Source organism: Halobacterium sp. DL1 (assembly GCA_000230955.3).
Taxonomy (GTDB): Archaea; Halobacteriota; Halobacteria; order Halobacteriales; family Halobacteriaceae; genus Halobacterium.
Genome location: CP007060.1, coordinates 2813840 through 2840324, shown reverse-complemented (window position 1 = coordinate 2840324; position 26485 = coordinate 2813840). Strand labels below are relative to the sequence as shown.

The following is a 26485-nucleotide window of genomic DNA, read 5'->3' as shown; positions in this document are numbered from 1 at the left end:
ACACTGCCACTCCTCTTGCTACAGCAACGTCGCGTCCGCGGGGGCGAAGCCGAGGACGGCCTCCCCCGTAGGCGGCGCGTCGCGGGTCTTCACGAGGACGTCCTGTCCGTTCCAGTCGCAGTGGACGCGGTAGGCGTCCCCGAGGAACTCGACGCTCTCGACGCGCACCGCGAACCGGTTCTGTTCGCAGTCGAAGCGGAGGGACTCCGGCCGTACACAGAGCGTCGTTCGGCCGTCTATCGCCTCCCCGAGTTTGAATTCGGAACCGCTGACACGAACCCAACACCCCTCCGTTTCGACTGGAGCTCCACCCTCGAAGACGTTGTTGTCGCCGAGGAACGACGCGACGAACCGGGAGGCCGGTTGGCGGTACACTTCCTCGGGCGTCCCGACCTGCTCGACGCGCCCGGCGTGCAGCACCGCGAGGCGGTCGGAGATGGAGAGCGCCTCCTCCTGGTCGTGGGTCACGTAGACGGTGGTGATGTCGAGTTCCGACTGGATCTGCTTGACCTGCACCCGCAGTCGCTCCCGGAGGCGGGCGTCGAGCGCGCTCATCGGTTCGTCGAGCAGCAGGACGCTGGGGCCGGGGGCCAGCGCCCTCGCGAGGGCGACGCGCTGCTGTTGCCCGCCGGAGAGCTGGTCGGGCGACCGCTCGCCCATCCCGGGCAGGTCGACGAGTTCGAGCAGTTCGTCGACGCGCTCGTCGGTCGTCTGGTCGCCCGGCGGGTCTCGGAAGCGCAGGCCGTAGGCGACGTTCTCCGCGACGCTCATGTGCGGGAACAGCGCGTAGCTCTGGAAGACGATGCCGACGTCGCGGTCCTCTGGTGGGACGCCGGTCATCGACTCGCCGCCGAAGCGGACGTCGCCCGCGTCCGGCGACTCGAAGCCCGCGATGAGCCGGAGCGTCGTCGTCTTCCCGCAGCCCGAGGGCCCGACGAGCGTGAAGAACTCGCCGTCCTCGACGGTCAGACTCACGTCGTCGACGGCCGTCGTGCCGCCGAACCGCCGCGTCACGCCGTCGAGTTCGAGGCGGGTCACGGTCTGTACCGCCCCCCGACGCGGTCGATGACCACGAAACTGGCGGCCGTGACGATGAGCAGCACTGTCCCCATCGCGGCCGCCGGGCCGACGCTTGGGCCCGCCGTGCGGTCCACGAGGTAGCGCTTCAGGGCGACGGGCATCGTGTACGTGCCGTCGCTCGCGAGCAGCACGGTGGCGTCGAACTCGCCGATGCTGATGGCGAACGCGAACGCCGCGCCCGCCAGCACGCCCGGCCAGACGAGCGGCAGTTCGACGTCCCACAGCGCGCGGCCCCGGCTCGCTCCGAGCGCTCGCGCGGACTCCACGAGGCGCTGGTCGACGGAAGACAGCATCGGCGCGACGTTCCGCACCACGAACGGGTAGCCGGCGACGGCGTGGGCGGCGACGACCACCGCGGGGCCGACGACGCTGATGCGCACGCCGAACAGTTCGACGCCGAAGACCAGCGACTGCAACATCCCGAAGCCGACGACGATGCCGGAGACGGCGATGGGCGCCATTAGGACCGCGTCGGCGACCTTCCGGCCGCGACCGCCGCGCGCGGAGAACGCCGCGACGACGACGCCCATCGGGAGCGCGAGCGCGAGCGCGCCGACGCCGAACAGCAGCGAGTTCCAGACGGCTGTCGAGGGCTGCGTGCGGCTCCCGGACTGCCGCTCGACGAGGAAGCGCCACCACTCCAGCGTGGGGTCGGCGGCGCCGCCGAAACTCGCCAGCACCATGCTCGCCAGCGGCGCGAGGAAGACGAACGCGACGACGACGCCGTAGACTGCGATGCCCGCCCGGACGAGCCACTCCCGGACGGTGTCGGCGTCGAGGAGGCGGCTCCGCGGGAGCGGGTTGTTCGTGCCGCTGGCCGCCCGGCGCGCCTCGTAGCGCAGGTAGACGTACGTCAGTGAGAGCGAGAACAGCGTCTCGAGCGTAGCGAGAGCGGCCGCCGTCTCGTAGTCGAGTTGCTGGACGCGGGCGTAGAGCCACACCTCCACGGTCGCGAGCTGGAGGCCGCCGAGCGCGAGCACGATGGGGAACGTCATGAACGTGAACACGAACGTCAGCACCGCGCTCGCGGCGAGCGCCGGCACCAACTGGGGTGCGACGACGTCACGGAACGCCCGGAACGGGTTCGCACCGAGCGAGCGCGCCGTCTCGACGGCGCTCGCGTCGACGTTCTCCCAGGCCGTCCCGACCATCCGCGTGACGAGCGGCGCGTTGTAGAAGGCGTGGGCGAGCACCACCAGCTCGAGCGTGTACAGCATCTGGACGCGCCCCAGGCCGAGGCCCGCGAGCAGGTCGTTGACGGTGCCGAACTGCCCGAACGTCGCGACGAAGCCGACGACGACCATGATGGAGGGGAGGACGAACGGGAGGATGGTCAGGGCCTTCAGCGTGCGCCGCCCGGGGAACTCGAAGCGCGCGAGGACGTACGCACCGGGGAGTCCGAGGACGACGCTCGCGAGCGTCGAGAGCGCGGCCTGGTAGGTCGTGAACCCGAACAGCCCCTTCCGCACGCGCGGATAGGTCACCCAGACGTCGGGGAGCAGACCCGTCCACGCGACGCGGAAACGGACGCTCGCGAGCCACGCCAGGACGTCGGCGGGCACCCCCAGCGGGTCGGTGAACAGGCCGTGTGCTGCGCCGACGTAGAACTCCGAGGTGAGCACCGCGCGGACCGGGGCGGCGGCGCTCCCGAACGCCTCGGCGAACACCGACCAGACGGGGTAGTAGAAGACGACGCCGAGGACGACGAGCGTGAGGAGGCCGGCCGCGCGCAGCCCCAGTCGCTCGACGGCGGCGCCGAGTCCCAGCCGGTCGGCGGCCGCCGTCAGTTGCTCGCGACCTGCTGTGCCCACGATTCTGTCCATTCCTCGACGTTCCCTGCGAGCTCTTCGTACGTAAACGTCACCGGCTCGGGCGGCTCGTAGGCGTACTGGGCGTACTCCTCGGGCAGTTCCGCCGTCGTCGTGGCGGGGAACTGGACGTTGTTCACGGCGACGTTTCGCTGTGCCTCGTCGGTCAACAGGAAGTCGACGAACTCGGCGGCCGTCTCCGCGCGGTCGGCGCCAGCGAACCGCGCGACGGTCTCCGGGTTCGCGTACCCCTCGTCGTTCAGGAAGCCGACCTGGTGGCGGGGGAGCTGGTCCTCCTCGTTGTAGTACACCTGGTCGGTGGAGTAGGAGACGACGATGGGGCGCTCGCCGTTGAGGAACGCGTCGTAGGCGGGTTGCCAGTCGTCGAGGATGCGGATGTCGTTCTCGACGAGCCCTGCCCAGTAGTCGAGGTAGCCGTCGGCCCCCTTCTGGTGGATGGTCCAGAGGAGGAACGCGAGGCCGGGGTCGCTCGACTGGGCGTTCTGGGCGAGCAGCGCTCCCTCGTACTCTGGGTCCAGGAGCGCGTCGAACGTCTCCGGGTTCTCGGTCTCGGTGCCGTCGTAGACGAGCGTGACGTACCCCGTGTCGTAGGCGACAGCGCGGTTCTCCGGGTCGACCTCGAGTTCGGGTTTGATGTCGCCGTCGTTGTCGAGGTCCCCCCGCAGGTCGTCGAAGAGCGCGGTGTCCGGGAGCGCCTGGTCGACCCGGACGAGGTCGGGCGTGTTCAGCCCGAGGAACAGGTCGGCCTCGATGGTGGCGCCCTGTTTCTTCCGCTGGATGAACTCGTTGATGCCGTTGCTCGGCGCGGTGAACTCGACGTCGACGTCGTGGTCGGCCTCCCACTGGTCCTTGAGCCACCGCCCCGCGGTCCCCTCGTCGCCGAAGAACGAGTCGTACGTGGCGATAGTCAGCGGTCCGGACGGCTCGCTCCCGCCGACCTCCAGACAGCCCGCGCTGGCGAGTCCGACGACGCCCGCGCCGGCGGCCCTGAGGTACTCTCGGCGTTTCATTACTCGGTTGTTACATCCTGTGGTAGAAAAACGCGTCGCTTCCACCGGCGGGAGCCAACGCTTTTGTCGGTCCTCTCGGTACTCCGGGTGTGCCACTGTCTCGAAACGCCGTCCTCGCCGTGCTCCTCGGAGGGCTGCTCGTGCTCTCTGGGCTGTTGCTCGGCGCGGTCGTCGGCACCGTCTTCTTCGCCGGGACGGTCGCCTACCTGCTCATCCCGCTGCTGTACCGCGTCGAGCGTCTCGGCCTGTCGCGGTGGTTCGCCAGCGCCGCCACGGCCGCCCTCGCCTCCCTCCTGGTCACCCTCCCAGTCGCGCTGGGGCTCTACTTCGCCAGCACGCGCATCGGGATGCTCCTCAACCTCCTTCGGGGGTTCCCCGAGGAGTACCCGATCTCCGTCCTGGAGTACACCTACGTCGTCGACATCGGCCTGGTCGTGGACGCCGCCGTCCAGTACGGCGCGACGCTCGCCGTCGACGCCGCCTCCGCTCTCCCCGTCATCGCACTCAAACTCACGCTGTTCGGGATGCTCCTGTTCGGCCTGTTGCTGGCCCACGAGGACGCCGAACGGGCGTTCCTGGCGACGCTCCCGGACTCCTACCACGACGTCGCCCACGCGCTCGGGAAGCGGGCGAACGCCACGCTGTACGCCATCTACGTCCTCCAGGCGGCGACGGCGCTCGCCACCTCTATCTTGGCGCTCCCGGTGTTCTACGCCCTCGGCATCCCCTACCCCTTCACGCTCGCCGTCGCGGCGGGCGTCCTCCAGTTCGTCCCCATCGTCGGCCCGTCGCTGGTGGTCCTCGGCATCGCGGCCTACGAGCTCAGCATCGGGAACGTCACGGCCGCAATCACCGTCCTCGTCGTCGCGGGCGTCATCGTCGCGTGGCTCCCCGACGTGCTCGTGCGACCGCGGCTCTCCCGGTCGACCGCGGACCTCCCGGGGAGCCTCTACTTCATCGGCTTCACGGGCGGCCTGCTCACCATCGGTCCGGTCGGCATCATCGCCGGGCCGCTGGTCGTCGCGCTCACCGTCCAGACCGCCGAACTGCTCGCCACCGAGCGGAACAACGGCCGGTCGAACGGCGGCGGAACCTGAGGCTACTCGCCAGCGCGTTCCATCGGGTGGCCGCGCTCGGTCCACTCCGTGAGACTCCCCTCGTAGAACGCCACGTTCGGGTAGCCCAGCCACCGTAACACGACGAACGTGTGGCTGATGCGGCGCGCGGTGTTGCAGTAGAGTACCACCTGCTTCTCCGGGGTGACGCCGCGGGACTCGAGCAGGTCCGCGACCTCCTCGCGCGGTTTCAGCCCCCGCGTCTCCGCGTCTACGACCTCCTTCCAGTCCAGGTTCACTGCGTCGGGGAGGTGCCCCTCGTCGTACTCCTGCGGTTCACGCGTGTCCACGAGGACGGTGTTGGGGTCGTCGATTGCGGCCAGCACCGTCTCGTCGTCCACGAACACGCCGGCCGCCGTCTCCCCGGCCCGGTACTCCGTCGGGGTCACGTCGGGCGCCGCCGTGGTCGCCTCGTGGTCCCGGACCCAGGCGCTGTAGTCGCCGTTCAGCAGACGCAGGTCCTCGTGGCCGAAGTAGAGCGCGGTGAGGAGGAAACGCGCCGCGAACACGCCGTGGGTGTCGTCGTACGCCACGAGCGTGTCCTCTGGTGCGACGCCCGCCGCCGACAGCAGCGCCTCCCAGTCCTCGCGGTCGGGCATCATCCCGGCCTCCCCCTCGGTCGACCGGAACTCGTCGAACGGGACGTTCACCGCGCTGGGAACGTGGCCGATGCCGTCGTACTCCCAGGCGTCCCGGACGTCCACGACGCGGACTCGCTCCGCGGTGTCGCTCCCCTCGCCCGCCAGGTGGTCCGCGAGCCACGCCGTCGTCACGACCCAGTCGTTCATCGCGTGGCGGTACGCGCGCCGCCCTCTTAGCGTCCGGGTCGTCGCCGTGACTCCGGGGTAGCGACAGACGCTGCCGCTACCTGTCTCTGCAGTCGCCGCGACGGTCAGTTCCGGGGCCGAGTTCCGGCGAACGTCGCCGCTACACTCGACGGCCGGGGGAACCTGCCGGGGTGTCTGACAGTTATGAGGGCGGGGCTCCTAGAACAGGTATGGCAGAATACGCTAACGACGTACTCGTCACGGCGGACTGGGTCGAAGAGAACCTCGACCAGTTCGAGAGCGACGACCCCGACTACCGACTCGTGGAAGTGGACGTGGACACGGAGGCCTACGACGACGCCCACGCGCCGGGCGCCATCGGCTTCAACTGGGAGACCCAGCTCCAGGACCAGACCCAGCGCGACATCCTCGAGAAGCAGGACTTCGCGGACCTGCTGGGCAGCCACGGCATCACCGAGGACTCCACGGTCGTGCTGTACGGCGACAACTCCAACTGGTTCGCCGCCTACACCTACTGGCAGTTCAAGTACTACGGCCACGAGGACGTGAAGCTCCTCGACGGCGGCCGCGACTACTGGGTCGAGAACGACTACCCGACCACCGACGAGGCCCCGTCGTTCAGCGAGCAGGAGTACAACGCCCGTGGCCCCTTCGACGGCATCCGCGCCTACCGCGACGACGTCGAGAACGCCATCGACCGCGGCATCCCGCTCGTCGACGTGCGCTCGCCCGAGGAGTTCAGCGGCGAGATTCTCGCCCCGCCGGGCCTCCAGGAGACGGCCCAGCGCGGCGGCCACATCCCCGGCGCGTCGAACATCTCGTGGGCCGCGACGGTCAACGACGACGGCACGTTCAAGAGCCACGACGAACTCCAGGACCTCTACGAGGACGGCGGCATCACGAACGACCAGGAGGTCGTCGCCTACTGCCGCATCGGCGAGCGCTCCTCCATCGCGTGGTTCGCGCTCTCGGAACTGCTCGGCTACGACGACGTCACGAACTACGACGGCTCGTGGACCGAGTGGGGGAACCTCGTGGACGCGCCCATCGAGACCGGCGCGGGCGACGACTGAGCGTAGCGCGGGAGTCGCCCGCGTAGCGGAACGGGGAGCGTAGCGACCCGTGGAGCAGGCGACGGCAGCTAACGCCGGACCCGCCAGACCGACCACAGTTTCTTCGCCGCGACGCCAGCATACAAGCCGCAGGCCCGCCTACCCACTCGCATGAACCCAGACGAGTTCCTCGACGCGGTCCGCGACGACAACGAAACCGCGCTCTCCCGGCTCGGCTCCTCGAAGTCGCTGTACGCCGCGACGGGCGGCGAGATGGATGCCGACCACGTGTTGCGCGCCGCCGCCGACGCCGAATACGCCGCCGCGCGCACGTTCGAGTCGTGGGCCGAGTCGGAGGACGCCGCCGACGCCCGCGACGCCTTCGAGACCACCGCTGACGAGGAGGACGACCACTACGAGTCCGTGCTCGCCGAACTCGGCGACTACGACCCCGACGGCGAGCCATCGGCGATGCAGGCCCACCTCCGCGGCCTCGACTCGACGGTCGAGCGCGCCGGCGGCCTCCTCGGGCGAGTTCTCGCCACCGGGAAGTCCAAGGAACAGCTCACGGGCTTCTTCGTCGGGCAGGCAGACCCCCAGACTGCGAGCCTGTTCCGCGAACTGAAGGCTGACCTCGAGGACCAGCGCGAGCGCGCACTCGACCTTCTCGAGGCCATCTGCGAGGACGACGCCGACTGGGACGCCGCGAAGGACGCCGCGGACGGCGCCATACAGGCCGCTTACGACGAGTACGTCGACCAGCTCGAATCGATGGGCGTCAATCCGAAGCCGGTCTGCTAGTCGCACCTTTTGCGCTGTCGCCGAAAGAGCGCTGCGCGCTCTTTCGAGATGACGAAAGAAGTGCCTTCTAGACGCCCTCGACGGTCTCCCGGTAGGCCACCACGCGCTCCCTCGCCGCCTCGACGTTCTCCTTCGCGTCGGCGTCGAGTTCCGCGGCGAGTTCGTTCAGCGCGTTCGTGATGCGGTCGAGTCGCCCGTGGTCCGGGCCGGAGTCCGCCGTCGCCAGTCGCGCTAACTGGTCGGACTGGTCGTAGAGTCGCTGCTCGCTCTCCTCGTCGGTCGTGGCTATCGCCGCCTCGCGCAGGTGGTCGCTCGCCGCGCTCAGGTTCTCTCGAGCCATGTCTCAGTATCGGACCCCCAGAGAGAAATAACTGCGGTCCAGTTGCAAGCGCGCTCCTGAAGTGGCCGCGCGACTAGGAGGAACCAATGAGCGACGCCAGCGGTCCCCTCCAGCCAGACGACCCGGGAGCGGAGGTTCCGTTCCGCGTTGAGGCACCCTTCGACCCCGCGGGCGACCAGCCCCAGGCCATCGAAGAACTCGCCGCGGGCTTCGAGTCGGGCGCCGACAAGCAGACGCTGCTCGGCGTCACGGGTTCCGGGAAGACCAACACCGTCTCGTGGGTCGTCGAGGAGATACAGAAGCCGACGCTCGTCATCGCCCACAACAAGACGCTGGCGGCCCAGCTGTACGAGGAGTTCCGGAACCTCTTCCCGGACAACGCCGTCGAGTACTTCGTCTCCTACTACGACTACTACCAGCCCGAGGCGTACGTCGAGCAGACGGACAAGTACATCGAGAAGGACGCCTCCATCAACGACGAAATCGACCGACTGCGCCACTCCGCGACGCGCTCGCTGCTGACCCGCGACGACGTCATCGTGGTCGCGTCGGTGTCGGCCATCTACGGCCTCGGTGACCCGCGCAACTACGAGGGGATGAGCCTCCGCCTCGAACGCGGCCAGACCATCGAGCGCGAGGAACTGCTGTCGAAACTCGTCGACCTGAACTACGAGCGCAACGACGTCGACTTCACGCAGGGGACGTTCCGCGTCCGGGGCGACACCGTAGAGGTATTCCCGATGTACGGCCGCTACCCCGTCCGCGTGGAGTTCTGGGGCGACGAGGTCGAGCGCATGGCGAAACTCGACCCCCTCGAGGGAACCGTCGAGAGCGAGGAACCCGCCGTCCTCTTCCACCCGGCGGAGCACTACTCCGTCCCCGAGGACGAGATGGCGGCCGCCATCGAGGAGATACGGGAGGACATGGAGGCCCGGGTCCGCCACTTCGAGCGCGACGGCAACATGATCGCCGCCCAGCGCATCGAGGAGCGCACCACATTCGACCTGGAGATGATGGCCGAGGCGGGCTACTGTTCGGGCATCGAGAACTACTCGGTCTACCTCTCGGACCGCGAACCCGGGGACGCGCCGTACACCCTGCTGGACTACTTCCCCGAGGACTTCCTCACGGTCATCGACGAATCCCACCGCACTGTCCCCCAAATAAAGGGCCAGTACGCGGGCGACAAGTCTCGGAAAGACAGTCTGGTAGAGAACGGATTCCGCCTCCCCACGGCGTACGACAACCGCCCGCTCACGTTCGAGGAGTTCGAGGAGAAGACCGACCAGACGCTGTACGTCTCGGCGACGCCCAGCGACTACGAGCGCGAGCACTCCGCGAACGTCGTCGAGCAGATCGTCCGCCCGACCCACCTCGTCGACCCCGAGGTGAACATCGCCGAGGCGACCGGCCAGGTCGAGGACCTGATGGAGCGCATCGACCAGCGCGTCGAACGCGAGGAGCGCGTGCTCGTCACCACGCTCACGAAGCGCATGGCCGAGGACCTCACCGAGTACCTCGAGGAGGCCGGCGTCGCCGTCGAGTACATGCACGACGAGACGGACACGCTCGAACGCCACGAACTCGTCCGCGGACTCCGCCTCGGCGAGTTCGACGTGCTCGTCGGCATCAACCTGCTCCGGGAGGGCCTGGACATCCCCGAGGTCTCCCTCGTCGCCATCCTCGACGCCGACCAGCAGGGGTTCCTCCGCTCGGAGACCTCCCTCGTCCAGACGATGGGGCGGGCCGCCCGGAACGTCGAGGGCGAGGTAATCCTCTACGCCGACACGACCACCGACGCGATGGCCGACGCCATCCAGGAGACCCAGCGCCGCCGCCACATCCAGCAGAAATTCAACGAGGAGCACGGCACCACGCCGACGACCATCGAGAAGGACGTCAGCGAGATGAACCTCCCCGGCGCGGAGACGGACACCTCCTCGGTCGCCGGCGAGGGGCCGGCGGACGAACAGGAGGCCGCGGTGCTCGTCGAGGAACTCGAGGAGCGCATGGAGGCCGCGGCGAACAACCTCGAGTTCGAACTCGCGGCGGACATCCGCGACCGGATGCGGGAACTACGCCAGGAGTTCGACATCGGCGGCCCCGACGCAGACGAGGGGGTCGCCCCCGAAGCCGAGGAGTGGTAACCACGCTGCCAGCTCTCGCGATCGAGCGGACAGAGAACTCGCCCATGAGTGTCTCTACCGTGCTAAAACGCCAGTGAGAACGTTCGTTGCTTTCATAACGAACGGTGAACGAATTCCTGGCATGCCCGCCATCGAAACCGACGGCCTGACGAGACGCTTCGGCGACCTCGTCGCCGTCGACGCCCTGAATCTGACAGTCGAGGAGGGCGAGGTGTTCGGCTTCCTCGGACCCAACGGCGCGGGGAAGTCGACGACCATCAACATGCTGCTCGGCTTCCTGAAATCGAGCGACGGCACCGCGACGGTGCTCGGCCACGACGCACAGCGCAAGTCCCGCGCCGTCCGCCAGCACACCGGCCTCCTCCCCGAGGGGTTCTCCGTTTACGAGAACCTCACCGGCCGCGAGCACGTCGTCTCCGCCATCCAGACGAAGGGCGCGGACGACGACCCCGACGAGATTCTGGACCGCGTCGGCCTCGAACCGGCGGCCACGCGCCGCGCCGCCGGCGGCTACTCGAAGGGGATGCAGCAACGCCTTGCGCTCGGCATCGCGCTCGTCGGCGACCCCGACCTCCTCATCCTCGACGAACCGTCCTCGGGGCTCGACCCGAAGGGCGCGAAGCTCCTCCGGGACATCGTCCGCGAGGAGGCCGCCCGTGGCGCGACGGTGTTCTTCTCCAGCCACGTCCTCGGGCAGGTCGAGCAGGTTTGCGACCGCGTCGGCATCATGAACCAGGGGACCATGACGGCCGTCGACACCATCGACAACCTCCGCGAGCGCATCGACGCCGAGGCCGTCATCGAGGCGGACGTCACCGAGGTCCCCGACACCGACCCGGTCGCGGCCGTCGACGGCGTGCGCGAGGTCACGGTCGCCGGCCGGACGCTCGAGATCGTCTGCTCGCGGCCTGCCGCGAAGATGCCCGCGCTCCGCGCGCTCGACGACGTCGCCACCGTCACCGACATCACCGTCACGGACGCGTCCCTGGAGGCGCTGTTCGAGCAGTACACCGGGACCGACAGCGGGGCGAGCGACGCGAACGGCGCCACACCACAGACTGCCGCGGCGTCCGGAGGTGACGCGGCGTGAGCCTCTTCACTGTCGCCCGCGACGACTTCAAGAACGCCCGCCGGTCGTACGTCGTGCTCGGCGTCGTCGGCGTGCTCACCGCGCTCGTCGCGCTCATCTTCGTCTCCGAGATCAACGTCTACGACCACCCCTACCGGACGCTGTTCGACGTCTCCTTCTTCATGTTCCTCGTGTTCCCGATCGTGCTCGCGCCGCTCACCTACCTCGCCATCGCGGGGGACCGCGACAGCGGCGCCATCAAGTACGCGATGGGCCTGCCGAACTCCCGGGCCCAGTACGTCTTCGGGAAGTTCGTCTCGCGGATGGGCGTCGCCGCCGCCGCGGTCACACTCGCCGTGGCCGTCGGTCTCGTCATCGCGTTCGCCGCGTTCACGAACGCCCCGGGCGTCGCGCGATTCGCGGCGTTCCTCGGCGTCTCCCTGCTCGCGGCGTTCGCGTTCGTCGGCATCTACATCGGCATCTCCGCGGTCACGGCCAGCCGCTCCCGGGCGATGCTCGGCGTCTTCGGCGCCTACTTCCTGCTCGTCCCGTTCTGGTTCGGCTTCCTCCCCGTCATCGGCCTGCCCGACCTCCTCGACACCGTCGCCGACCTCCTCGGGACGAGCATCGCCAACGACACCCAGCAGTTCATCCGCGCGCTCTCGCCGGCGACGTCGTACCTGTTCAGCACCCAGATCGTCTACCAGGGGCTGTTCCCGACGCCGTACGAGTCGCTCAACGCCCAGATCGGCAACGCGCCGGACAAAATCTACGCGAAGGCCTGGTTCAACGCGCTCGTGATGTTCGCCTGGGGCGCCGGCTCGATGCTCGTCGGCTACCTCTCCTTCCGCCGGTCGGAACTCGGCTGACGGCGCTACCTGTGAAACAGTCACAAGAGGGTGTCTGACGCCTGTACGCCCCGGACTATTTCTCGGAATCGCGAACCTTTTTCAGTGAAAGGCTGGTTAGACCGCGCCATCATGACACCACACGTCGCCAGCGGACGCACTCACCCCGGACACCCGATTCAACCGCCGACACGAGGTGTACACTGACGTGTCGGACCCCACCGAACCGACGACGCCCGCCGCGCGCGTCACCAAGACCTTCCTGAAACACCAGCACCTCCTCGTGTTCCTGGCGCCGCTCCTATTCGTCTCGTTCGTCTACCTCGGGCCGCTCGCGCCCGCTGGCGCGGACTCCGCCTACTGGTTCGAATACTGGTGGCTGTTCCCGTTCTTCCTCACCGGCGCGACTATCGTCAACACGGTCGGCATCAGCGGCAGCGCGCTGTTCGTGCCGTTTCTCATCTTCGTCTTCCCGCTGTTCGCCCACCCGCTGGAGGCGGAGACGCTGGTGAAGATCGGGCTCATCAGCGAGTCGTTCGGGCTCTCCAGCTCCTCCATCGCGTTCGTCCAGTACGGCCTCGTCGACCGCCGGCTCGCGCTCTCGCTCGTACTGGGCGGGCTGCCGTTCGTCGTCGGCGGCGCGCTGCTGTCGTTCGTCGTCCCCGAACCGGTGTTCCACGCGCTGCTCGGGGCCGCACTGCTGACGGCCTCTTACCTCCTGTTCAAGGCGGACCTCGGCCACGACGAACCGGCGGACGACGGCAAGACCGCGGCCGCCGACGGCGGGACGAACCTCCCGAACGACGCGTCCAAACTCGGGCCGGCGGGCGTCGCAACGAGCAGCGACGGCACGGTCACGCGGGTCGACCGCGAGGGCAACACCTACGAGTACGACCGCTCTGGCTACCTCCGTCGGGCCGCCAACTACAGCGTCGGAGGCACGTTCCAGGGGCTCGCCGGCTTCGGCATCGGCGAACTCGGCATCATCTCGCTGCTCTCGTCGAAGATCCCGGTGCGGGTCGCCATCGGCACCAACCACATCGTCGTCGCGACCACGGCCATCATCGCGTCGCTCGTCCACGTCTTCGGCGGCGGAATCGTCGGCGGTCACTCGATGGACCTGTCGACGACGCCGTGGAACATGGTCGTCTGGACGGTCCCCGCCACCGTCACCGGTGGCCAGATCGCTCCCTACGTCTCCGCGGCGCTCGACACGGACACGATCAAGGCCGGCGTCGGCGTCCTGTTCGCCGTCATCGCCGTCGCACTGTTCCTGATGGCGACCGGGGGTATCTGACGTGTACGAGGCCATTCTGCTCCCGACGGACGGCAGCGAGGGCACCGCGGCGGCGGCCGACCACGCCGCCACGCTCGCCGACGCCTTCGACGCAACCGTCCACGTCCTCTCGGTCGCGGACGAACGCAACCGTTTCGAGAGTCCTAGCGCGGGCCTCGCCGCGGACGCCTGGGAGGAGAGCGAACACGCCCGTGCGGAGGCGGCGGCCCAGACGACTGTTGGGGCACTCCCGGCAACCGTCGCCGCTGAGTCCGCCGTCGTCGCGGGCATCCCCCACGAGGCCATCGTGGACTACGCCACCGAGAACTGCGTCGACGCCGTCGTGATGGGGACGCACGGCCGGACCGGTGTGGACCACTACCTGGTAGGGAGCGTCGCGGAGAAGGTGGTCCGCACGTCACCGGTCCCCGTGATGACGGTCCGACTGGACGACTGACTACTGTTCGTAGCGTTCGGCCCGCAGTTCGACGTAGCGGCCCGGCCACTCCCGGACGTGTCTCCGGGCGGCGTCGACGACGACGGATAGCGGACGCCGCACGCGCTGCAACGCCCCTCCGGACATCACTCGACGCAGGTCACCGAGCCGCCTGCGGGGCCCGTCGTCGTAGCTCATTGTGTGTAATACTACCACACCCGGGCCAATAATACCACGGGGTTGTACCGGCGCGCTCAGAGCCGCCGCGAGAGGGTCTCGGCGGTCTTCTCGCCGACGCCGTCGACGTCACGCAGGTCGGCCGCGGACGCCTCGCGGACCGCCTCGACGCTCCCGAAGCGCCGCAGGATGCGCTTTCGCAACTCGGGGCCGACGCCGTCCACGCCGTCCAGCGCGGTCGACACCTCGTCGCGGACGGTCTGGTGGTACGCGACGGCGAACCGGTGGGCCTCGTCGCGCACGCGCTGGAGGACGTGGAGCTGTGGCGCGTCGCTGTCCCAGTTGTACGTCCGGTCGGGGGTGATGACGATTTCCTCGTCCTTCGCCAGCGCCACCGCCGGCACGCCCCAGCCCGCCTCGTCGAGGGCCTCGCGTGCGGCGTTCAACTGTCCCTCGCCGCCGTCGATGAGGAGGAGGTCGGGGTCCGGGCGGTCGTCCCGGCCCTCGATTGCGCGCTCGGCGCGCCACCGGACGAGCCGCTTCATGTTCGCGTAGTCGTCGTTCTCGTCGTCGAGCTTCTTCCGGCGGTAGTCGGCTTTCGCCGCGCTCCCGCCGACGAAGCAGACGTCGCTGCCGACGGTCGCCTTCCCCTGGGCGTGGCTCACGTCGAAGCCCTCGATGCGCTCCGGCCGGTCGATGCCGAGGGCGTCCGCGAGCGCGCCGAGTTCGTCCCCGTCGCCGCCGCGCCGGTGGGCATTCTTCAGCGCGAGGTCCACGAGCGTCGCCTCGCGGCCCGCGCCCGGCACCTGCACCTCGACGCCTGCCGCGTCGAGCCACGCCGCCACGTCGTCGTCGCCGTGGGCCTCCGGGAGCAGCAGGCGGTCCGGGAGGTCGCGCTCGGCGTAGAACTGCACGAGGAACGCCGCCAGCAGGTCCGCGATGCGGTTCTCGCTGTCGGGCGCGTCGAGGTAATGCTGGTCGCGTTCGACCAGCTGGCCGCGCTCGGCGTGGAGGCGAGCGACGGTCGCCCGGTCGCCCTCCACGGCGACGCCGAGCACGTCGGTCGTCTCCGTGTCGTCCTGGCTCGCCACCGCCCCGCCCGCGCCGCCGTGGAACGACTCCACGTCGTCCAGCCGGTCCCGGAGGTTCGCGGCGCGCTCGAACTCCTGGTTCTGGGCCGCGCGCTCCATCTCCCGGCGCATCGGGTCTGCGAGCACGCCCGGCTCCCCCTCGAAGAAGCGCCGCGCCGCCTCGACGTCCGCGAGGTACTCATCCCCGCTAATCTCGCCCGTGCAGGGCGCCGTGCAGAGCCCCATCTCGAAGTCCAGGCAGGGGCGCTCGCGGCCCCGGTACTTGTGCTCGGAGCAGCCCCGGACGCCGTACACCTCGCGGACCGCCTTCACGACGGTGTTCACCTGGCCGATGTCCGTGTACGGGCCGTAGGCGACGGCGCCCTCGTCGGGGTCCCGGGTCACCTCGATACGGGGCGCGTCGTGGTCCGTGAACTGCACCAGCGGGTAGGACTTGTCGTCCTTCAGGCGGACGTTGTACCGGGGCTGGTGGCGCTTGATGAGGTTCGCCTCCAGTAGCAGCGCCTGCGTCTCCGTGTCCGTCACCGCGAAGTCGATGCCGTCGGCGCGCTCGACCATGTTCGCGATGCGGTGGCTGCGCGGGTCGGCGTACGACCGCACCCGCGCCCGGACGTCCACCGCCTTCCCGACGTACAGCACGGTGCCGTCCGCCCGCTGGAACTGGTAGACCCCGGGCTCGGCGGGCAGGTCGCTCGCGAACTCCCGTACCGCGTCCCCGTCCATCGGTCCGCCGTAGGCGCTTCGGCCGCTTCAGTGGCGCGGTCGGGGGCGGCGAGGACGACTGGCGGGACTCCTCGCTTCGGCGAGCGGGGAACGTCGCGAACCGCGAGGACGACCACCTGCGTTCCCGTTGTCCTGTTCTTCGGCGTGCGAAGACGCCCGCCACGTTTAGGGTGTCCGGTGGAGACGTTCAGCACGTACTCATGTCCGTCTCCGACCCGGAGTCCGCCGACCACGCCCTCCCCCCGTCCTGGCTGCTCGGCAGCGTCGTCGACTGGCTGGTCGCCGCGCTGCTCGTGGTGGCCGGGGCCGTACTCGCTGTCCCGGGAGCGATTCTCTACGCCACCGTGGACGAGGAACTCGCCCGCGAACTGGTCGCCGAGCAGACCGTCGAATCGACGGTTTTCACGGAGGCCGAGACGATCGTGGTCACGGAGGCGCTGGGGTCGTGGGGCGGCCTCGGGCTGGTGGTCACGGGCCTGGCGCTCGTCGCTGCAGGCGTCTGGTTCCTGGTTCACTACCGCCGCGTCCGCGAGCGGGGCGGCGAGCGGGCGGTCGCCGAATCCCGTCGGAACGTCGTGCTCGGTGCGGCCGTCACAGCGGTCACGAGTTCGATTCCGCTCTCGCCGGTGCTCGGCGGGGCCCTCGCCGGCTACCTCGAACGTGCCGGCGGCCCCGTCGAGTCCGGCGCGCTCTCCGGAGTGGTCGCGTCCGCGCCCGCAGTCCTCCTCCTCGTGTTCCCCGCGGTCGGCGTGGCGACCGTCTCTGTCCCCCTCGCGGCCGTGCTGTTCGGCGCGCTGCTGTTCGCCGTCGTCTACCTCGTCGCGCTGAGCGCGCTCGGCGGCTACCTCGGCGGCGCGGTCGCCGACTCCCGGTAGGCCGCCCCCGAACGGTTGAAGGGCGTCCTACGAGAATCGCTACACGATGACCGACACCGAGCGCGTCTGGCTGGTCTACCGGGAGTACACCGACAAGGGCCTGCTGAACGTCGTCTACGCCACGCCGGACGGCGAGCGCGTCCTCCGCAAGCAGCGCTCGATGAACGCCGGCGACCCGACGGCCGCCGTCGACGCCGACGCCGACGACCTCGAACCCCCCGAGGACGACCAGGAGCGCGACCGCTACGCCGACGAGGCGACGCGGATGCGCGACCGCCACGACCCCGACGACCGCGTGTAGGGTTCGCAGCGGCGGCGACCGGGAGCAAAGCACTTCAGGACGCCACGAGACCACCCCGTATGTACGACGCCCTCCCAGCGGAGGTGACCGGCGCGTGACGTGGCCGGTCGTCGCCCGCCGCGACCTCCGGGAACTGCTCGCGGAGAAGACGCTCTACTACTTCTGCGCGCTGTTCGCGCTGGTCGGCGGTGGCGTCGCCTCCATCGCGGCGCGCGGGCAGGCGCCGACGCGGCTGTCGCACCTGGTCGCCCTCCTGTTCCTGTTCGCTACGCCGCCACTGGCGGTGACGTTCGTCCAGCAGGCCATCCCGCGGAGCGTGACCACCGGCCGCATCCGACTCACGCTCTCGCTGCCCCACAGCCGCGCGGCGTTCGTCGCGGGCGTCGGCGCCGCCGCCGTGGTGGCCGCCCTCGCCGTCACTGCTGCCGGCGTCCTCGGCGCCGTCGCGATGTACCTGGTCCGGGGCGCCCCCGTCGACCTGCTGGGGCTCGTTCCCGTCCTCGCGCTACTCGTTCTGCTCGCTGCCGCGTTCGTCGGCGCGACCCTCGCGTTCACGGCGCGCTCGCGCTCGACGACGCTGTCGGTCGCCACCGGCTACGGCTTCCTGCTGCTGGCGTTTTTCTGGCCGGTCGCCGTCTCGCTGAGCACCGTCGTGCTCGGGAGCACGGTCGGCGTCCCCGTCCCTGGACGGATGGTGAACACGGTGACACAGCTCAGCCCGGTGTTCGCCTACCAGAACGCCGTCTCCGCGCTCGGGCTGGGTATCGCCGGGCCGGTCGGTCACATCCCGGAGTGGGGCGGCGTGGTCGTCCTGCTCGCGTGGGCGGGGCTCGGCTACGCGCTCGCCGCGAGGCGGTTCGGCGGTATCGACCTCTGAGGCGCTCGCGTGGGCGTCTCTCCGCCTGAGAAACACGACAACCCATTTATAAGCTCGTGGAGACGTTCCGGCCATGTCAGCTATAGAGCTATCGGGCGTCACCAAGCAGTTCGGTGACGTCACCGCCCTCCACGACCTGGACCTCGAGGTCCAGGACGGCGAGATATACGGCTTCCTCGGGCCGAACGGGGCGGGGAAGTCGACGACCATCGACATCCTCCTCGACTTCGTGCGCCCCACGTCGGGGAGAGCCTCGGTTCTCGGGATGGACGCACAGGACGACTCGCTGGCCATCCGCCAGCGCACCGGCGTCCTCCCGGACGGCTTCCACGTCTACGACCGCCTCACTGCGCGCCAGCACCTCGAGTTCGCCATCGAGTCGAAGAACGCCACCGACGACCCTGACGAACTGCTCGAACGCGTCGGCATCCCGGACGCCGCCGACCGGAAGGCAGGCGGCTTCTCGAAGGGGATGGCCCAGCGCCTCGCGCTCGCCGTCGCGCTCGTCGGCGAGCCCGACCTCATCATCCTCGACGAGCCGTCGACCGGCCTCGACCCGAACGGCGCCCGCGAGATGCGGGAGATCATCAAGGAGGAGGCCGCCCGTGGCGCGACAGTGTTCTTCTCCAGCCACATTCTCGAGCAGGTCGAGGCGGTCTGTGACCGCGTCGGCATCCTGCAGAACGGCGAACTCGTCGCCGAGGACACCATCCGCGGCCTCCGCGACGCCGCCGGCACCGGGACGACGCTCCGGGTCACCGTCGACGTGCTGACCGACGACGTGCTGGTCGCGGTCCGGGACGTCCCCGGCGTCACCGACGTGACGGCCGACGGCGACACACTCACCGTGCGCACGGAGAGCGCCGCGAAGACCGACGTGCTCGACGCCGTCGAGGGCACCGGCGCGGACGTCGTCGACTTCTCCACCGAGGAGGCGTCGCTGGACGACGTGTTCGCGGCCTACACCGACGAGGAGGTGGCCCGGGCATGAGCTGGTCCGTCATCGCCAAGAAGGACTTCCGGGACGCCGGGCGTTCGAAGGCGCTGTGGGCGCTCACCGCGCTGTTCGTGCTGTTCATGGCGGGCATGGCGTACGTCTACACGCTCGTCCAGTCGGGCGGCCCGGCCGGAGCGGGCGAACTCGGGAGCCTCGGCCTCATCTTCTTCCTCATCAGCCCGGTCACGCTGCTCATCCCGCTGACCGCGCTCGTGATGGCCCACAAGTCCATCGCCGGGGAGGTCGAGTCCGGGAGCGCGAAGTTCCTGCTCTCGCTGCCCCACACCCGCCGCGACGCCATAATCGGGAAGGTCGTCGGCCGCGGCGCCGTGATGGGCGTCGCCGTGCTCGTCGGCCTCGTCGTCGCCGCCGTCGTCACCGTCGCGCTGTACGACAGCTTCGACACGATGGCGTACCTCGGCTTCGCGGTGCTTACGGTGTTCCTCGCCGTGATGTACACGGCCATCGGCGTCGGCCTCTCGGCCACCACGAAGGACGGCGGCCGCGCGACCATCCTCGTCGCCGGCTTCTACGTCTTCTTCGAACTCGCGTGGGGGCTCGTTCCGACCGGCGTCTACTACCTCCTGAACAACTCCTTCGCCCCCGGTCCGAACACCGTGCCGCCGGACTGGTACCTCCTCCTCAACCGCCTGCCGCCGTCGTCGGCGTTCTCCAGTGCGGTGTTCCAGTTCCTCCCGGGCAACGCCGGCAACATCGCGCAGTACTTCCCGCAGAGCCCGCCGATCCACCTCTCGAAGTGGGCGGCGCTCGCGATGATGGTCGTCTGGTTCGTCGTCGTGCCGCTGGTCGGCTACCGCGTCTTCGAGCGCGCCGACCTGTAGGCCCCCCCTTTTCTCCGCGCTCCGTTCTCGAACTGGACAGCAACGCCGTCCCGAGACAGGTCCGCCTCAGGCGTCGCTGGACCGCAGCCGGTCCCGGAAGAACGCCACGAGCCCGCTCACGGGTCCGGTCCCGCCGAGCGCCACCACCACGGCGCCGGCGATGTTCGCGAGCATGTCGGTCACGATGTCGTCGACGCCGTAGACGGTGAAGTAGCCGCCCGCGGCGAACTCGAGGACCTCCCAGAGGATGGCGGCCGAGAGGACGAACACCACGATGAACGCGGTGCGGAACGACTCGGGCACCGAGACCTCGTCGGTGTGGAGCTCGAGCGCCCGGAAGGCGGCGTAGCCCAGCGCGGCGATCAGCGTGGCGGAGACCACGTGGGTGATCTCGTCGTACCACTGGTAGCGCGAGTAGAGGCCGAGCGAGCCGACCGTGTGGAGGAGCACCGCGCCGGCGATCCAGAGGACGAGGCCGGCGTCCATCGAGTAGCCGTACTCCCGGCGGAGCACAGCAGGGAACAGCGTGATGCTGAGGCTGACGACCGCCGGGGCGGTGACGCCGAACTTGACGGTGACCAGGCCGTAGACGGCGATCGCTATCAGGACGAGCTGCAGCCCCCGAACGAGGCGGCGTTCGGTCGCGTCGGTCAGTCCGGCGTCGGTGCTGGCCACGCTGGGTCACCCCGACGCAGCGCGTTCGAACGATCCCACCGGATCGAATCGCCTGAAGTACCAGTCCACGAGGATACCGAGTGCGACGCTGACGGCGGAGACGTAGACGATGTCCCACTGGAGTTCGGCCTGCGTTCGGATGAACGCCGTCCCCAGCCAGCGGTCCGAGTAGTACTGGGCGACGATCCAGAACGCCTGCAGCGCCATCGTTGTCATCGTGGCGAAGACGACCGCGAAGCGCCGGCTCAACTCCGCGTCGGTGTACACGTCGAGTTCGACCACGAGGAGCAACGCGATGGAACTGATGGCCACGTAGCCGGTGACGTCCGGGTAGACCCCGGCAGCCCGGAGGACCACGGCGACCGCGGCCACGCCCGGCAGCGGCCAGGCGACCATCTCGGTCGGGTCGCCGGTCGCGGCCGCCGGCAGCGCGGCGACGCCCGCGACGATCGCGGCGAGCACGCCCCAGAGGACCGCGCCGGCCAACACGCTCTCGACGGCCGCCAGTGCCACGACTACCGTCGCTGTCCATCCGAGGGTAGCGTTCACTCGCTCGCTGTGGACGAGCCGGCCGAGGACCGTCGTTCGACTGTCGGTCGCCATCTGTGTCAGGTCGCGTATGGTATCCCGTGGTGTCCGCCGCAATCCGGACAGGAGCGCGGTCGTGGATTCGCCTCGACTACTCGGGCGGACACCGGAACCGCCGGGTCCGCTCCCCGTCGAACGACGGCCCCTCGCCGTCGTCCTCGAAGCCAGCGTCGACGAGCACCTCGTGGAACGCGTCGTCGCCGCCCGGTACCACCACCTCGACTGGCAGCGACTCGCCGGCCGCGAACGCCCGAGGTTCGCCGAGCAGTTCGCCGACGGCGTCTGGTTCGCCGTCGAAGCGCGTGACGTGGACGGCGCCCCGCCACGTGTCGAACGCGACGAACCCCGCGAGGCCGTCGTCTGTCTCCGCTACCCTGACGGTCCGGTCTCTGATGAGTCTCTCAGCGTCCATCTCCTCGGCGGCGAGCGCGGCGAGGGCATCCGCGTCGTCGTCCGTCGCGTCGCGGACGTTCATGGCCCCTCGTAGGCGCGGGACGGACTTAATCCCCGCGCGGCAACCGTTTCATCCATGCAAGCAGTTATCCGGGCGGCAGACCGTACGTTCCGGCAATGAACACGGTACACAGTGCGGGTGACCGCCGATGCGAGTAGTCGCCAAGTTCGGCGGCACCAGTCTCGGCAGCGGTGACCGCGTGGAGCGCGCGGCGGACTCCATCGCGGACGCCGTCGCCGCGGACCACGAGATCGCAATCGTGGCCTCGGCGATGGGGAACACCACGGACGAACTGCTCGAGGACATCACCTTCGAGGCAGACGACACGGACCGCGCGGAGATCGTGTCGATGGGCGAACGGACGTCCGTGCGGATGCTGAAGGCGGCGCTCGCCGCCCGCGGCGTCAACGCGGTGTTCCTCGAACCCGGCCACCCGGATTGGCCCATCGTCACGAACGAGCGCGGCGAGGTCGACGCCGACGCCACGAGGGAGCGCGCGGCCGAACTCGCGGCCTCACTCGGGGACACGGTCCCGGTCATCACGGGCTTCCTCGCGGAGGACCACGACGGCAACGTGACGACGCTCGGACGCGGCGGCTCGGACACGTCTGCGGTGATGCTCGGGCGCTACGTGGACGCCGACCAGGTCGTCATCGTGACGGACGTCGAGGGCGTCATGACCGGCGACCCCCACGTCGTCGAGGGCGCACGAAACGTCGGCGAGATCACGGTCGACGAACTGCGGAACCTCTCCTTCCGCGGCGCGGAGGTGGTCGCGCCGTCGGCACTATCGTTCAAGGACGACGAACTGGACGTCCGCGTCATCCACTACCAGCACGGCGACCTGCTGTCGGGCGGCACGCGCATCGAGGGCCAGTTCGAGAACATGGTCGACATGCGGGAGTCGCCGCTGGCCTGTCTCACCGTCGCTGGCCGGGCGATACGCAACCGCCCAGGCATCGCGGCGACGCTGTCGACGGCGCTGTACGACAGCGACATCAACGTCGACGCAATCGCCTCGGGGATGGACTCGATGACGTTCTACGTCGACGAGTCGGTCGCCGAACACGCCGAGAACGTCCTCCACCGCGAGGTCATCGAGGTGAGCGACCTCTCCTCCGTGACGGTCACCGACGACATCGCGGTCATCCGCGTGCTCGGCGGCGAACTCCCGAACCAGCCCGGGATCCTCCGGCGCATCGTCGACCCGCTCGCGGACGCGAACATCAACATCATCGACATCATCTCGAGCGCCACCTCGGTCGCCATCTTCGTCGACTGGACGGATCGCGAGGAGGCCCTCGACATCGTCCAGGACCACGTCCGCTCGTAGCGCCGCCCCGCCGCGACAGCCACCGCTGGCGAGCACCGGACAGCCCTGTACATCCGCGTACACGTCTTCTACGCCGGAACTTTCACGCCGTAGCACCCTCTCGTGAACGTGCGCTCCTACAAGTCGACGATGGTCGACCCCGTCCGGCTCCTCCCCCGCGAGGACCGCGAGGCCGCCCTCGCGGACGCGGGCTACAACGTCTTCAACCTCGACAGCGCGGACGTCTTCGTCGACCTCCTGACCGACTCCGGCACCGGCACGATGAGCAACGACCAGTGGGCCGCGATGGTCCGCGGCGACGAGGCCTACGCCGGCAGCGAGGGCTTCGCCGAACTCGAGGCCGCCGCCCGCGAGGTGATGGGCTTCGAACAGATCGTCCCTGCCCACCAGGGACGCGGCGCGGAAAACGTCCTCTACGGCGCGCTCGTCTCCGAGGGCGACACCGTCCTCAACAACGCCCACTTCGACACCACCCGGGCCCACGTCGCGGCGAACGGTGGCGACCCCGTTGACTGCCCCGTCGAGGCCGCCACCGACATGGAGAGCGAGGCGCCGTTCAAGGGCGACTTCTCCGTCGAGCGCGGCCGCCAGGTCGTCGAGGAGGTCGGCGAAGAGAACGTCCCCGTCGTCGTCCTCACAATCACGAACAACTCGATGGCGGGCCAGCCCGTGAGCGTCGAGAACACCCGCGATGTCGCCGCCTTCGCCGCCGACATCGACGCCACGTTCGTCGTCGACGCCTGCCGCTTCGCCGAGAACGCCCACTTCGTCCGGCAGCGCGAACCCGAGTTCGCCGACGAGAGCGTCGCCGCCATCGCGCGCGAACAGCTCTCCTACGCCGACGCCTGTGTGATGAGCGGGAAGAAGGACGGCCTCGTCAACATCGGCGGCTTCGTCGGCCTCCGGGGCGACGGCGAGCTGTACGAGCAGTGCCGCCAGCGCGGCATCCTCTACGAGGGGTTCTCCACGTACGGCGGCATGTCGGGCCGCGACCTCGCGGCGTTCGCTGTCGGCCTCCGGGAGGCCGTCGACCCGCCCTACGTCGCCGAGCGCGTCGAGCAGGTCCAGCGGCTCTGCCAGGCGCTCGCCGACCGCGGCGTCCCCGTCTACCAGCCCGCCGGCGGCCACGCCGTCTACGTCGACGCGAACCAGGTGTTCCCCCACATCCCGCGCGAGGCGTTCCCCGGGCAGGCGCTCGTCTGCGAACTCTACCGCGAGGGCGGTGTTCGGGGCGTCGAACTCGGCCGGTTCGCCTTCCCCGACACCGACCGCCGCGACCTGGTGCGCCTCGCGCTCCCGCGGCGCACCTACGGCCCCGACCACATCGAGCACGTCGCCGACACGGCCGCAGCGGTCTGTGAACGGGCGGAGGACGTCTCGGGTCTGGAGATCGTCTCCGAGCCGTCGATGCCCGAACTCCGCCACTTCTCCGCGGAACTCGAACCGCTCGAGTGAGGCTCCAGGACGCCCGAGCGCTCGGTCTCCACCCGCCGCGGCACCCTCTTCCCTGTTACCGCCGTAGAAACGACCAGATGCCGACAGTCCAGACAAACGACACCGAGACCTACTACGAGCAGCGGGGGGAGGGTCCGCCCATCATCTTCGTCCACGGGTCGCTCTCCGACCACACGGCAGCGGAGCGACAACTGGAGGCGTTCAGCGATTCCCACACCGTCATCGCGTACGACGTCCGGGGCCACGGCAGGACGCCGAACCCGCTCGGCGCGCCGTACTCGGTCGACCTGCTGGCCGACGACCTCCGCGAGTTCGTCGAGGCGCTCGGCCTCGACCGTCCGGTGGTCTGTGGCGTCTCGATGGGCGGGATGGTCGCCCAGGTGTACGCGAGCCGGTACCCCGAACGGGTCGGCGCCCTCGTCCTCGCGGACACCTTCTCGCCGGCGTTCCTCGGCACACAGGACCGCCTCGAACGGACTGTGCTGACGAAAGCGCTGATTGGCCTGGTCCGCCTCGTCGGCTACGACCGGGGGAAGGCCGTGATGCTGTGGCTCGGGCGGAAACTGGAGCGGGACGAGACCGACAGTCTCCGCGCCGAGGCGTTCCCGGACATGGACACCGTGGCCGCGGCGAACTCGCTCCGGGCCCCCGCATCCTTCCACCGAACAGAAATCGACCTCTCCGCCATCACCGTCCCAACGCTGATTCTCTACGGAGAACACGAGTCGTCGGTGGTCAGCCGTCACGCGCCGACGCTGGGCGCCCGGATTCCCGACGCGACGGTGCGGGAGGTACCGGACGCCGGCCACGCCTCCCCCTGGGACAACCCCGAGTTCTTCAACGACGCCATCCGGGAGTTCCTCGCCGAGACGCCCCGCTCCACGGAGTAACGAGCGGACAGCGGGTCGGCCGTTCAGGCGTGACTCACCGCCCGCTCGCCAGTCGCTCTGCTGTCCGCGACGGCAGCCCCGCCGCCCGAACCGCGTCGGCGACGCGCTCGACGTCGTACTCGACGCGGCGCTCCTCGACGGACAGGTTCTCGAGGTCCAGCACCGCGTACGCCGCCCGGGGGTCGCGGTCCCGGGGCTGGCCGACGCTCCCCGGGTTCACCACGACGCCCTCGTCGTAGCGCTCGTGGTGCTGGACGTGCGTGTGGCCGAGGACGAGCGCGTCCTCGTCGCCGAGCAGCGCTGGCGAGAACTCGTCGGGGTACGTGTACCGGTCCTGGTCCTCGGGGTGGTCGTGGACGACCTTCAGGCGGCCGTCCGCGAACGTGCGCTCGCGAGGGAGGTTCTCCACCCACGTCCGCTGGACGTCGTTCAGCTCTGCGTCCGCGTACTCGACGCCGGCCTGGGCCATCCCGTTGCCCCGGAAGTTCCGCCCGGTCGCGACCATCCGGTCGTGGTTCCCCATCACCGTCGGGACGTTCCGCTCGCGGAGGACGTCGACGCACTCCGCGGGCCACGCGTTGTAGCCGACGACGTCGCCCGCACAGACCAATCGGTCGACGTCGGGCATGTCCGCCAGAACGGCCTCCAGGGCGACCAGATTCGAGTGGATGTCCGAGACGACGCCGACCTTCATGCCCGGGAGTCGGGCGTCCTCGCCCTTAGTTCTTCGGCCCGTTCTCGACCGCCGTCGCGTAGCCGTCGCCGTCGCGGCTCACGCCGACCGCGCAGACCGCGTGTTCGAACGCCGCGCCGTAGGCCTCCTGGGCGGCCTCCTCGGGGGTGGCGGCGTCGAAGCCGATAGCCTCGGGGCTATCCTTCTCGTAGGTGGCAACGAGCGTCGGTTCGTCGACGCTCTCGATCAGCAGCGCGTCCTTCCGCACGGTCCCAACGTAGGCGTCTCTGTCGGGCGTCAGAATTCCCGCGATGCGGGGCGTGTCGTAGTCGTCCTTCTCGTAGTCGAGTGCGAGCAGGCTCTCGGCGAGGGCGTCCCGCGCGGGGTAACCGAGGCCAAGTTTCTCCGCGATCGGGTCGACGTGGCTCCCGTTCCCGACGACGGCGTGGCCCGCGGCCTCGCGGTAGCAGTTGTAGGAGACGTAGGGGTTGTCCGTCTCCGGGGCGTCCGGCGTCGGCGCGACCGTCAGCGCGTCCTCACGCTCGACGACGCGGCGATTCGGGAACGACCGCGAGGAGACGCGGTAGGCTGCGACCTCCGGACCGACGACGACGAACCGTCCGACGTACATGCTCGAACGTGTATCCTGGGCCGGCAAATACCCGTCGGTGTGTGCACGTTCGAGCTACCTGTCGTCGCGAGTGGCATCCCCGCTATCACCAGGTATCACCCGCGCCACCCGC

At 69.5% G+C, this 26485-nt stretch carries 28 protein-coding genes; 16 read left to right on the top strand and 12 right to left on the bottom strand.

The annotated features are described in order from the left end of the window. Positions 1 to 18: 18 nt before the first annotated feature. The 3 genes from HALDL1_16785 to HALDL1_16775 are packed head-to-tail and all read right to left on the bottom strand — an operon-like array spanning position 19 to position 3919. Positions 19 to 1038 (bottom strand): ABC transporter, encoded by a 1020-nt coding sequence (locus HALDL1_16785; protein ID AHG05060.1) that lies wholly within the window; start codon positions 1036 to 1038, stop codon positions 19 to 21. Continuing rightward, positions 1035 to 2903: a sulfate ABC transporter permease gene (locus HALDL1_16780; protein AHG05059.1), complete on the bottom strand. Its 1869-nt coding sequence runs from the start codon at positions 2901 to 2903 to the stop codon at positions 1035 to 1037. The genes HALDL1_16785 and HALDL1_16780 overlap by 4 nt, the downstream gene beginning before the upstream one ends. Beyond that, positions 2864 to 3919, bottom strand: a complete 1056-nt coding sequence (locus HALDL1_16775) for an ABC transporter substrate-binding protein (protein ID AHG05058.1) — start codon at positions 3917 to 3919, stop codon at positions 2864 to 2866. Before HALDL1_16775 ends, HALDL1_16780 begins: the two co-directional genes overlap by 40 nt. 89 nt (positions 3920 to 4008) lie before the next feature. On the opposite strand from HALDL1_16775, the gene HALDL1_16770 reads away from it, so the two are divergent. After that, the gene (locus HALDL1_16770; protein ID AHG05057.1) at positions 4009 to 5016 is read left to right on the top strand and encodes a hypothetical protein; all 1008 of its coding nucleotides are present in this window, start codon (positions 4009 to 4011) and stop codon (positions 5014 to 5016) included. A 2-nt stretch (positions 5017 to 5018) separates the two neighbouring features. Here the strand turns inward: HALDL1_16770 and HALDL1_16765 are convergent, their stop codons facing one another. Beyond that, positions 5019 to 5822 (bottom strand): thiosulfate sulfurtransferase, encoded by an 804-nt coding sequence (locus tag HALDL1_16765; protein AHG05056.1) that lies wholly within the window; start codon positions 5820 to 5822, stop codon positions 5019 to 5021. Between the two features lie 209 nt (positions 5823 to 6031). Between HALDL1_16765 and HALDL1_16760 the strand changes: the two genes are divergently transcribed. Together HALDL1_16760 and HALDL1_16755 are read left to right on the top strand one after the other, a co-directional pair. Continuing rightward, on the top strand, positions 6032 to 6895 hold the full coding sequence (locus tag HALDL1_16760) for a thiosulfate sulfurtransferase (protein ID AHG05055.1): 864 nt from the start codon (positions 6032 to 6034) through the stop codon (positions 6893 to 6895). A 150-nt stretch (positions 6896 to 7045) separates the two neighbouring features. Continuing rightward, complete coding sequence (locus HALDL1_16755) at positions 7046 to 7675, top strand: hypothetical protein (GenBank protein ID AHG05054.1); 630 nt, start codon at positions 7046 to 7048, stop codon at positions 7673 to 7675. Positions 7676 to 7742: 67 nt separating this feature from the next. Here the strand turns inward: HALDL1_16755 and HALDL1_16750 are convergent, their stop codons facing one another. Then, a complete protein-coding gene (locus HALDL1_16750; protein ID AHG05053.1) occupies positions 7743 to 8015 on the bottom strand; it encodes a hypothetical protein in 273 nt (90 codons plus the stop codon). Positions 8016 to 8101: 86 nt separating this feature from the next. Here HALDL1_16750 and HALDL1_16745 point away from each other — a divergent pair, with 86 nt between their 5' ends. The 5 genes from HALDL1_16745 to HALDL1_16725 all read left to right on the top strand — a co-directional run bounded on the left by HALDL1_16745 (position 8102) and on the right by HALDL1_16725 (position 13812). Continuing rightward, positions 8102 to 10162 (top strand): excinuclease ABC subunit B, encoded by a 2061-nt coding sequence (locus HALDL1_16745; protein AHG05052.1) that lies wholly within the window; start codon positions 8102 to 8104, stop codon positions 10160 to 10162. A 121-nt stretch (positions 10163 to 10283) separates the two neighbouring features. Next, positions 10284 to 11252, top strand: a complete 969-nt coding sequence (locus HALDL1_16740) for a copper ABC transporter ATP-binding protein (GenBank protein AHG05051.1) — start codon at positions 10284 to 10286, stop codon at positions 11250 to 11252. Next, positions 11249 to 12100: a hypothetical protein gene (locus HALDL1_16735; protein AHG05437.1), complete on the top strand. Its 852-nt coding sequence runs from the start codon at positions 11249 to 11251 to the stop codon at positions 12098 to 12100. The genes HALDL1_16740 and HALDL1_16735 overlap by 4 nt, the downstream gene beginning before the upstream one ends. A 187-nt stretch (positions 12101 to 12287) precedes the next feature. Next, a complete protein-coding gene (locus tag HALDL1_16730) occupies positions 12288 to 13376 on the top strand; it encodes a hypothetical protein (protein AHG05050.1) in 1089 nt (362 codons plus the stop codon). A 1-nt stretch (position 13377) separates the two neighbouring features. Further along, on the top strand, positions 13378 to 13812 hold the full coding sequence (locus tag HALDL1_16725) for a universal stress protein UspA (protein ID AHG05049.1): 435 nt from the start codon (positions 13378 to 13380) through the stop codon (positions 13810 to 13812). Here HALDL1_16725 and HALDL1_16720 read toward each other — a convergent pair whose 3' ends face one another. Both HALDL1_16720 and uvrC read right to left on the bottom strand, forming a co-directional pair. Next, positions 13813 to 13989, bottom strand: a complete 177-nt coding sequence (locus tag HALDL1_16720) for a hypothetical protein (GenBank protein AHG05436.1) — start codon at positions 13987 to 13989, stop codon at positions 13813 to 13815. 56 nt (positions 13990 to 14045) lie between these two features. Continuing rightward, a complete protein-coding gene (gene uvrC, locus HALDL1_16715; protein AHG05048.1) occupies positions 14046 to 15782 on the bottom strand; it encodes an excinuclease ABC subunit C in 1737 nt (578 codons plus the stop codon). 200 nt (positions 15783 to 15982) lie between these two features. Here uvrC and HALDL1_16710 point away from each other — a divergent pair, with 200 nt between their 5' ends. The 5 genes from HALDL1_16710 to HALDL1_16690 all read left to right on the top strand — a co-directional run bounded on the left by HALDL1_16710 (position 15983) and on the right by HALDL1_16690 (position 19674). Then, a complete protein-coding gene (locus HALDL1_16710; protein ID AHG05047.1) occupies positions 15983 to 16657 on the top strand; it encodes a hypothetical protein in 675 nt (224 codons plus the stop codon). Positions 16658 to 16703: 46 nt separating this feature from the next. Next, on the top strand, positions 16704 to 16958 hold the full coding sequence (locus HALDL1_16705) for a hypothetical protein (protein ID AHG05046.1): 255 nt from the start codon (positions 16704 to 16706) through the stop codon (positions 16956 to 16958). Between the two features lie 94 nt (positions 16959 to 17052). Beyond that, the gene (locus HALDL1_16700) at positions 17053 to 17835 is read left to right on the top strand and encodes a hypothetical protein (GenBank protein AHG05435.1); all 783 of its coding nucleotides are present in this window, start codon (positions 17053 to 17055) and stop codon (positions 17833 to 17835) included. 73 nt (positions 17836 to 17908) lie between these two features. After that, a complete protein-coding gene (locus HALDL1_16695) occupies positions 17909 to 18826 on the top strand; it encodes a copper ABC transporter ATP-binding protein (protein AHG05045.1) in 918 nt (305 codons plus the stop codon). Next, on the top strand, positions 18823 to 19674 hold the full coding sequence (locus tag HALDL1_16690) for an ABC transporter (protein ID AHG05044.1): 852 nt from the start codon (positions 18823 to 18825) through the stop codon (positions 19672 to 19674). Before HALDL1_16695 ends, HALDL1_16690 begins: the two co-directional genes overlap by 4 nt. Positions 19675 to 19740: 66 nt before the next feature. Here HALDL1_16690 and HALDL1_16685 read toward each other — a convergent pair whose 3' ends face one another. The 3 genes from HALDL1_16685 to HALDL1_16675 form a co-directional block, all read right to left on the bottom strand. Further along, a complete protein-coding gene (locus tag HALDL1_16685) occupies positions 19741 to 20349 on the bottom strand; it encodes a hypothetical protein (protein AHG05043.1) in 609 nt (202 codons plus the stop codon). A gap of 6 nt (positions 20350 to 20355) precedes the next feature. Beyond that, positions 20356 to 20952: a hypothetical protein gene (locus tag HALDL1_16680; GenBank protein ID AHG05042.1), complete on the bottom strand. Its 597-nt coding sequence runs from the start codon at positions 20950 to 20952 to the stop codon at positions 20356 to 20358. Between the two features lie 76 nt (positions 20953 to 21028). Further along, on the bottom strand, positions 21029 to 21412 hold the full coding sequence (locus HALDL1_16675) for a hypothetical protein (GenBank protein ID AHG05041.1): 384 nt from the start codon (positions 21410 to 21412) through the stop codon (positions 21029 to 21031). A gap of 127 nt (positions 21413 to 21539) precedes the next feature. On the opposite strand from HALDL1_16675, the gene HALDL1_16670 reads away from it, so the two are divergent. From HALDL1_16670 to HALDL1_16660, 3 genes are all read left to right on the top strand, one after another. Next, complete coding sequence (locus tag HALDL1_16670) at positions 21540 to 22724, top strand: aspartate kinase (GenBank protein AHG05040.1); 1185 nt, start codon at positions 21540 to 21542, stop codon at positions 22722 to 22724. A gap of 108 nt (positions 22725 to 22832) precedes the next feature. Then, positions 22833 to 24179, top strand: a complete 1347-nt coding sequence (gene tnaA, locus HALDL1_16665; protein ID AHG05039.1) for an L-cysteine desulfhydrase — start codon at positions 22833 to 22835, stop codon at positions 24177 to 24179. Positions 24180 to 24256: 77 nt separating this feature from the next. Then, positions 24257 to 25069: an alpha/beta hydrolase gene (locus HALDL1_16660; protein ID AHG05038.1), complete on the top strand. Its 813-nt coding sequence runs from the start codon at positions 24257 to 24259 to the stop codon at positions 25067 to 25069. Between the two features lie 34 nt (positions 25070 to 25103). Here HALDL1_16660 and HALDL1_16655 read toward each other — a convergent pair whose 3' ends face one another. Together HALDL1_16655 and HALDL1_16650 are read right to left on the bottom strand one after the other, a co-directional pair. Next, entirely contained in the window at positions 25104 to 25763 is a 660-nt protein-coding gene (locus HALDL1_16655; protein ID AHG05037.1) for a DNA repair protein, read from the bottom strand. 25 nt (positions 25764 to 25788) lie between these two features. Next, positions 25789 to 26373 carry an IMP cyclohydrolase gene (locus tag HALDL1_16650; protein AHG05036.1) on the bottom strand — a complete coding sequence of 195 codons (585 nt, stop codon included), beginning with the start codon at positions 26371 to 26373 and terminating at the stop codon, positions 25789 to 25791. Positions 26374 to 26485 lie beyond the last annotated feature (112 nt).

What these genes read in the sequence shown, in the direction of transcription:
- HALDL1_16780 (AHG05059.1), bottom strand. Translation starts at nt 2,903, where the DNA reads ATGGACAGAATCGTGGGCACAGCAGGTCGCGAGCAACTGACGGCGGCC.
- HALDL1_16775 (AHG05058.1), bottom strand. Translation starts at nt 3,919, where the DNA reads ATGAAACGCCGAGAGTACCTCAGGGCCGCCGGCGCGGGCGTCGTCGGA.
- HALDL1_16765 (AHG05056.1), bottom strand. Translation starts at nt 5,822, where the DNA reads ATGAACGACTGGGTCGTGACGACGGCGTGGCTCGCGGACCACCTGGCG.
- HALDL1_16760 (AHG05055.1), top strand. Translation starts at nt 6,032, where the DNA reads ATGGCAGAATACGCTAACGACGTACTCGTCACGGCGGACTGGGTCGAA.
- HALDL1_16755 (AHG05054.1), top strand. Translation starts at nt 7,046, where the DNA reads ATGAACCCAGACGAGTTCCTCGACGCGGTCCGCGACGACAACGAAACC.
- HALDL1_16750 (AHG05053.1), bottom strand. Translation starts at nt 8,015, where the DNA reads ATGGCTCGAGAGAACCTGAGCGCGGCGAGCGACCACCTGCGCGAGGCG.
- HALDL1_16745 (AHG05052.1), top strand. Translation starts at nt 8,102, where the DNA reads ATGAGCGACGCCAGCGGTCCCCTCCAGCCAGACGACCCGGGAGCGGAG.
- HALDL1_16740 (AHG05051.1), top strand. Translation starts at nt 10,284, where the DNA reads ATGCCCGCCATCGAAACCGACGGCCTGACGAGACGCTTCGGCGACCTC.
- HALDL1_16720 (AHG05436.1), bottom strand. Translation starts at nt 13,989, where the DNA reads ATGAGCTACGACGACGGGCCCCGCAGGCGGCTCGGTGACCTGCGTCGA.
- uvrC (AHG05048.1), bottom strand. Translation starts at nt 15,782, where the DNA reads ATGGACGGGGACGCGGTACGGGAGTTCGCGAGCGACCTGCCCGCCGAG.
- HALDL1_16710 (AHG05047.1), top strand. Translation starts at nt 15,983, where the DNA reads ATGTCCGTCTCCGACCCGGAGTCCGCCGACCACGCCCTCCCCCCGTCC.
- HALDL1_16705 (AHG05046.1), top strand. Translation starts at nt 16,704, where the DNA reads ATGACCGACACCGAGCGCGTCTGGCTGGTCTACCGGGAGTACACCGAC.
- HALDL1_16695 (AHG05045.1), top strand. Translation starts at nt 17,909, where the DNA reads ATGTCAGCTATAGAGCTATCGGGCGTCACCAAGCAGTTCGGTGACGTC.
- HALDL1_16690 (AHG05044.1), top strand. Translation starts at nt 18,823, where the DNA reads ATGAGCTGGTCCGTCATCGCCAAGAAGGACTTCCGGGACGCCGGGCGT.
- HALDL1_16680 (AHG05042.1), bottom strand. Translation starts at nt 20,952, where the DNA reads ATGGCGACCGACAGTCGAACGACGGTCCTCGGCCGGCTCGTCCACAGC.
- HALDL1_16675 (AHG05041.1), bottom strand. Translation starts at nt 21,412, where the DNA reads ATGAACGTCCGCGACGCGACGGACGACGACGCGGATGCCCTCGCCGCG.
- HALDL1_16670 (AHG05040.1), top strand. Translation starts at nt 21,540, where the DNA reads ATGCGAGTAGTCGCCAAGTTCGGCGGCACCAGTCTCGGCAGCGGTGAC.
- HALDL1_16660 (AHG05038.1), top strand. Translation starts at nt 24,257, where the DNA reads ATGCCGACAGTCCAGACAAACGACACCGAGACCTACTACGAGCAGCGG.
- HALDL1_16655 (AHG05037.1), bottom strand. Translation starts at nt 25,763, where the DNA reads ATGAAGGTCGGCGTCGTCTCGGACATCCACTCGAATCTGGTCGCCCTG.
- HALDL1_16650 (AHG05036.1), bottom strand. Translation starts at nt 26,373, where the DNA reads ATGTACGTCGGACGGTTCGTCGTCGTCGGTCCGGAGGTCGCAGCCTAC.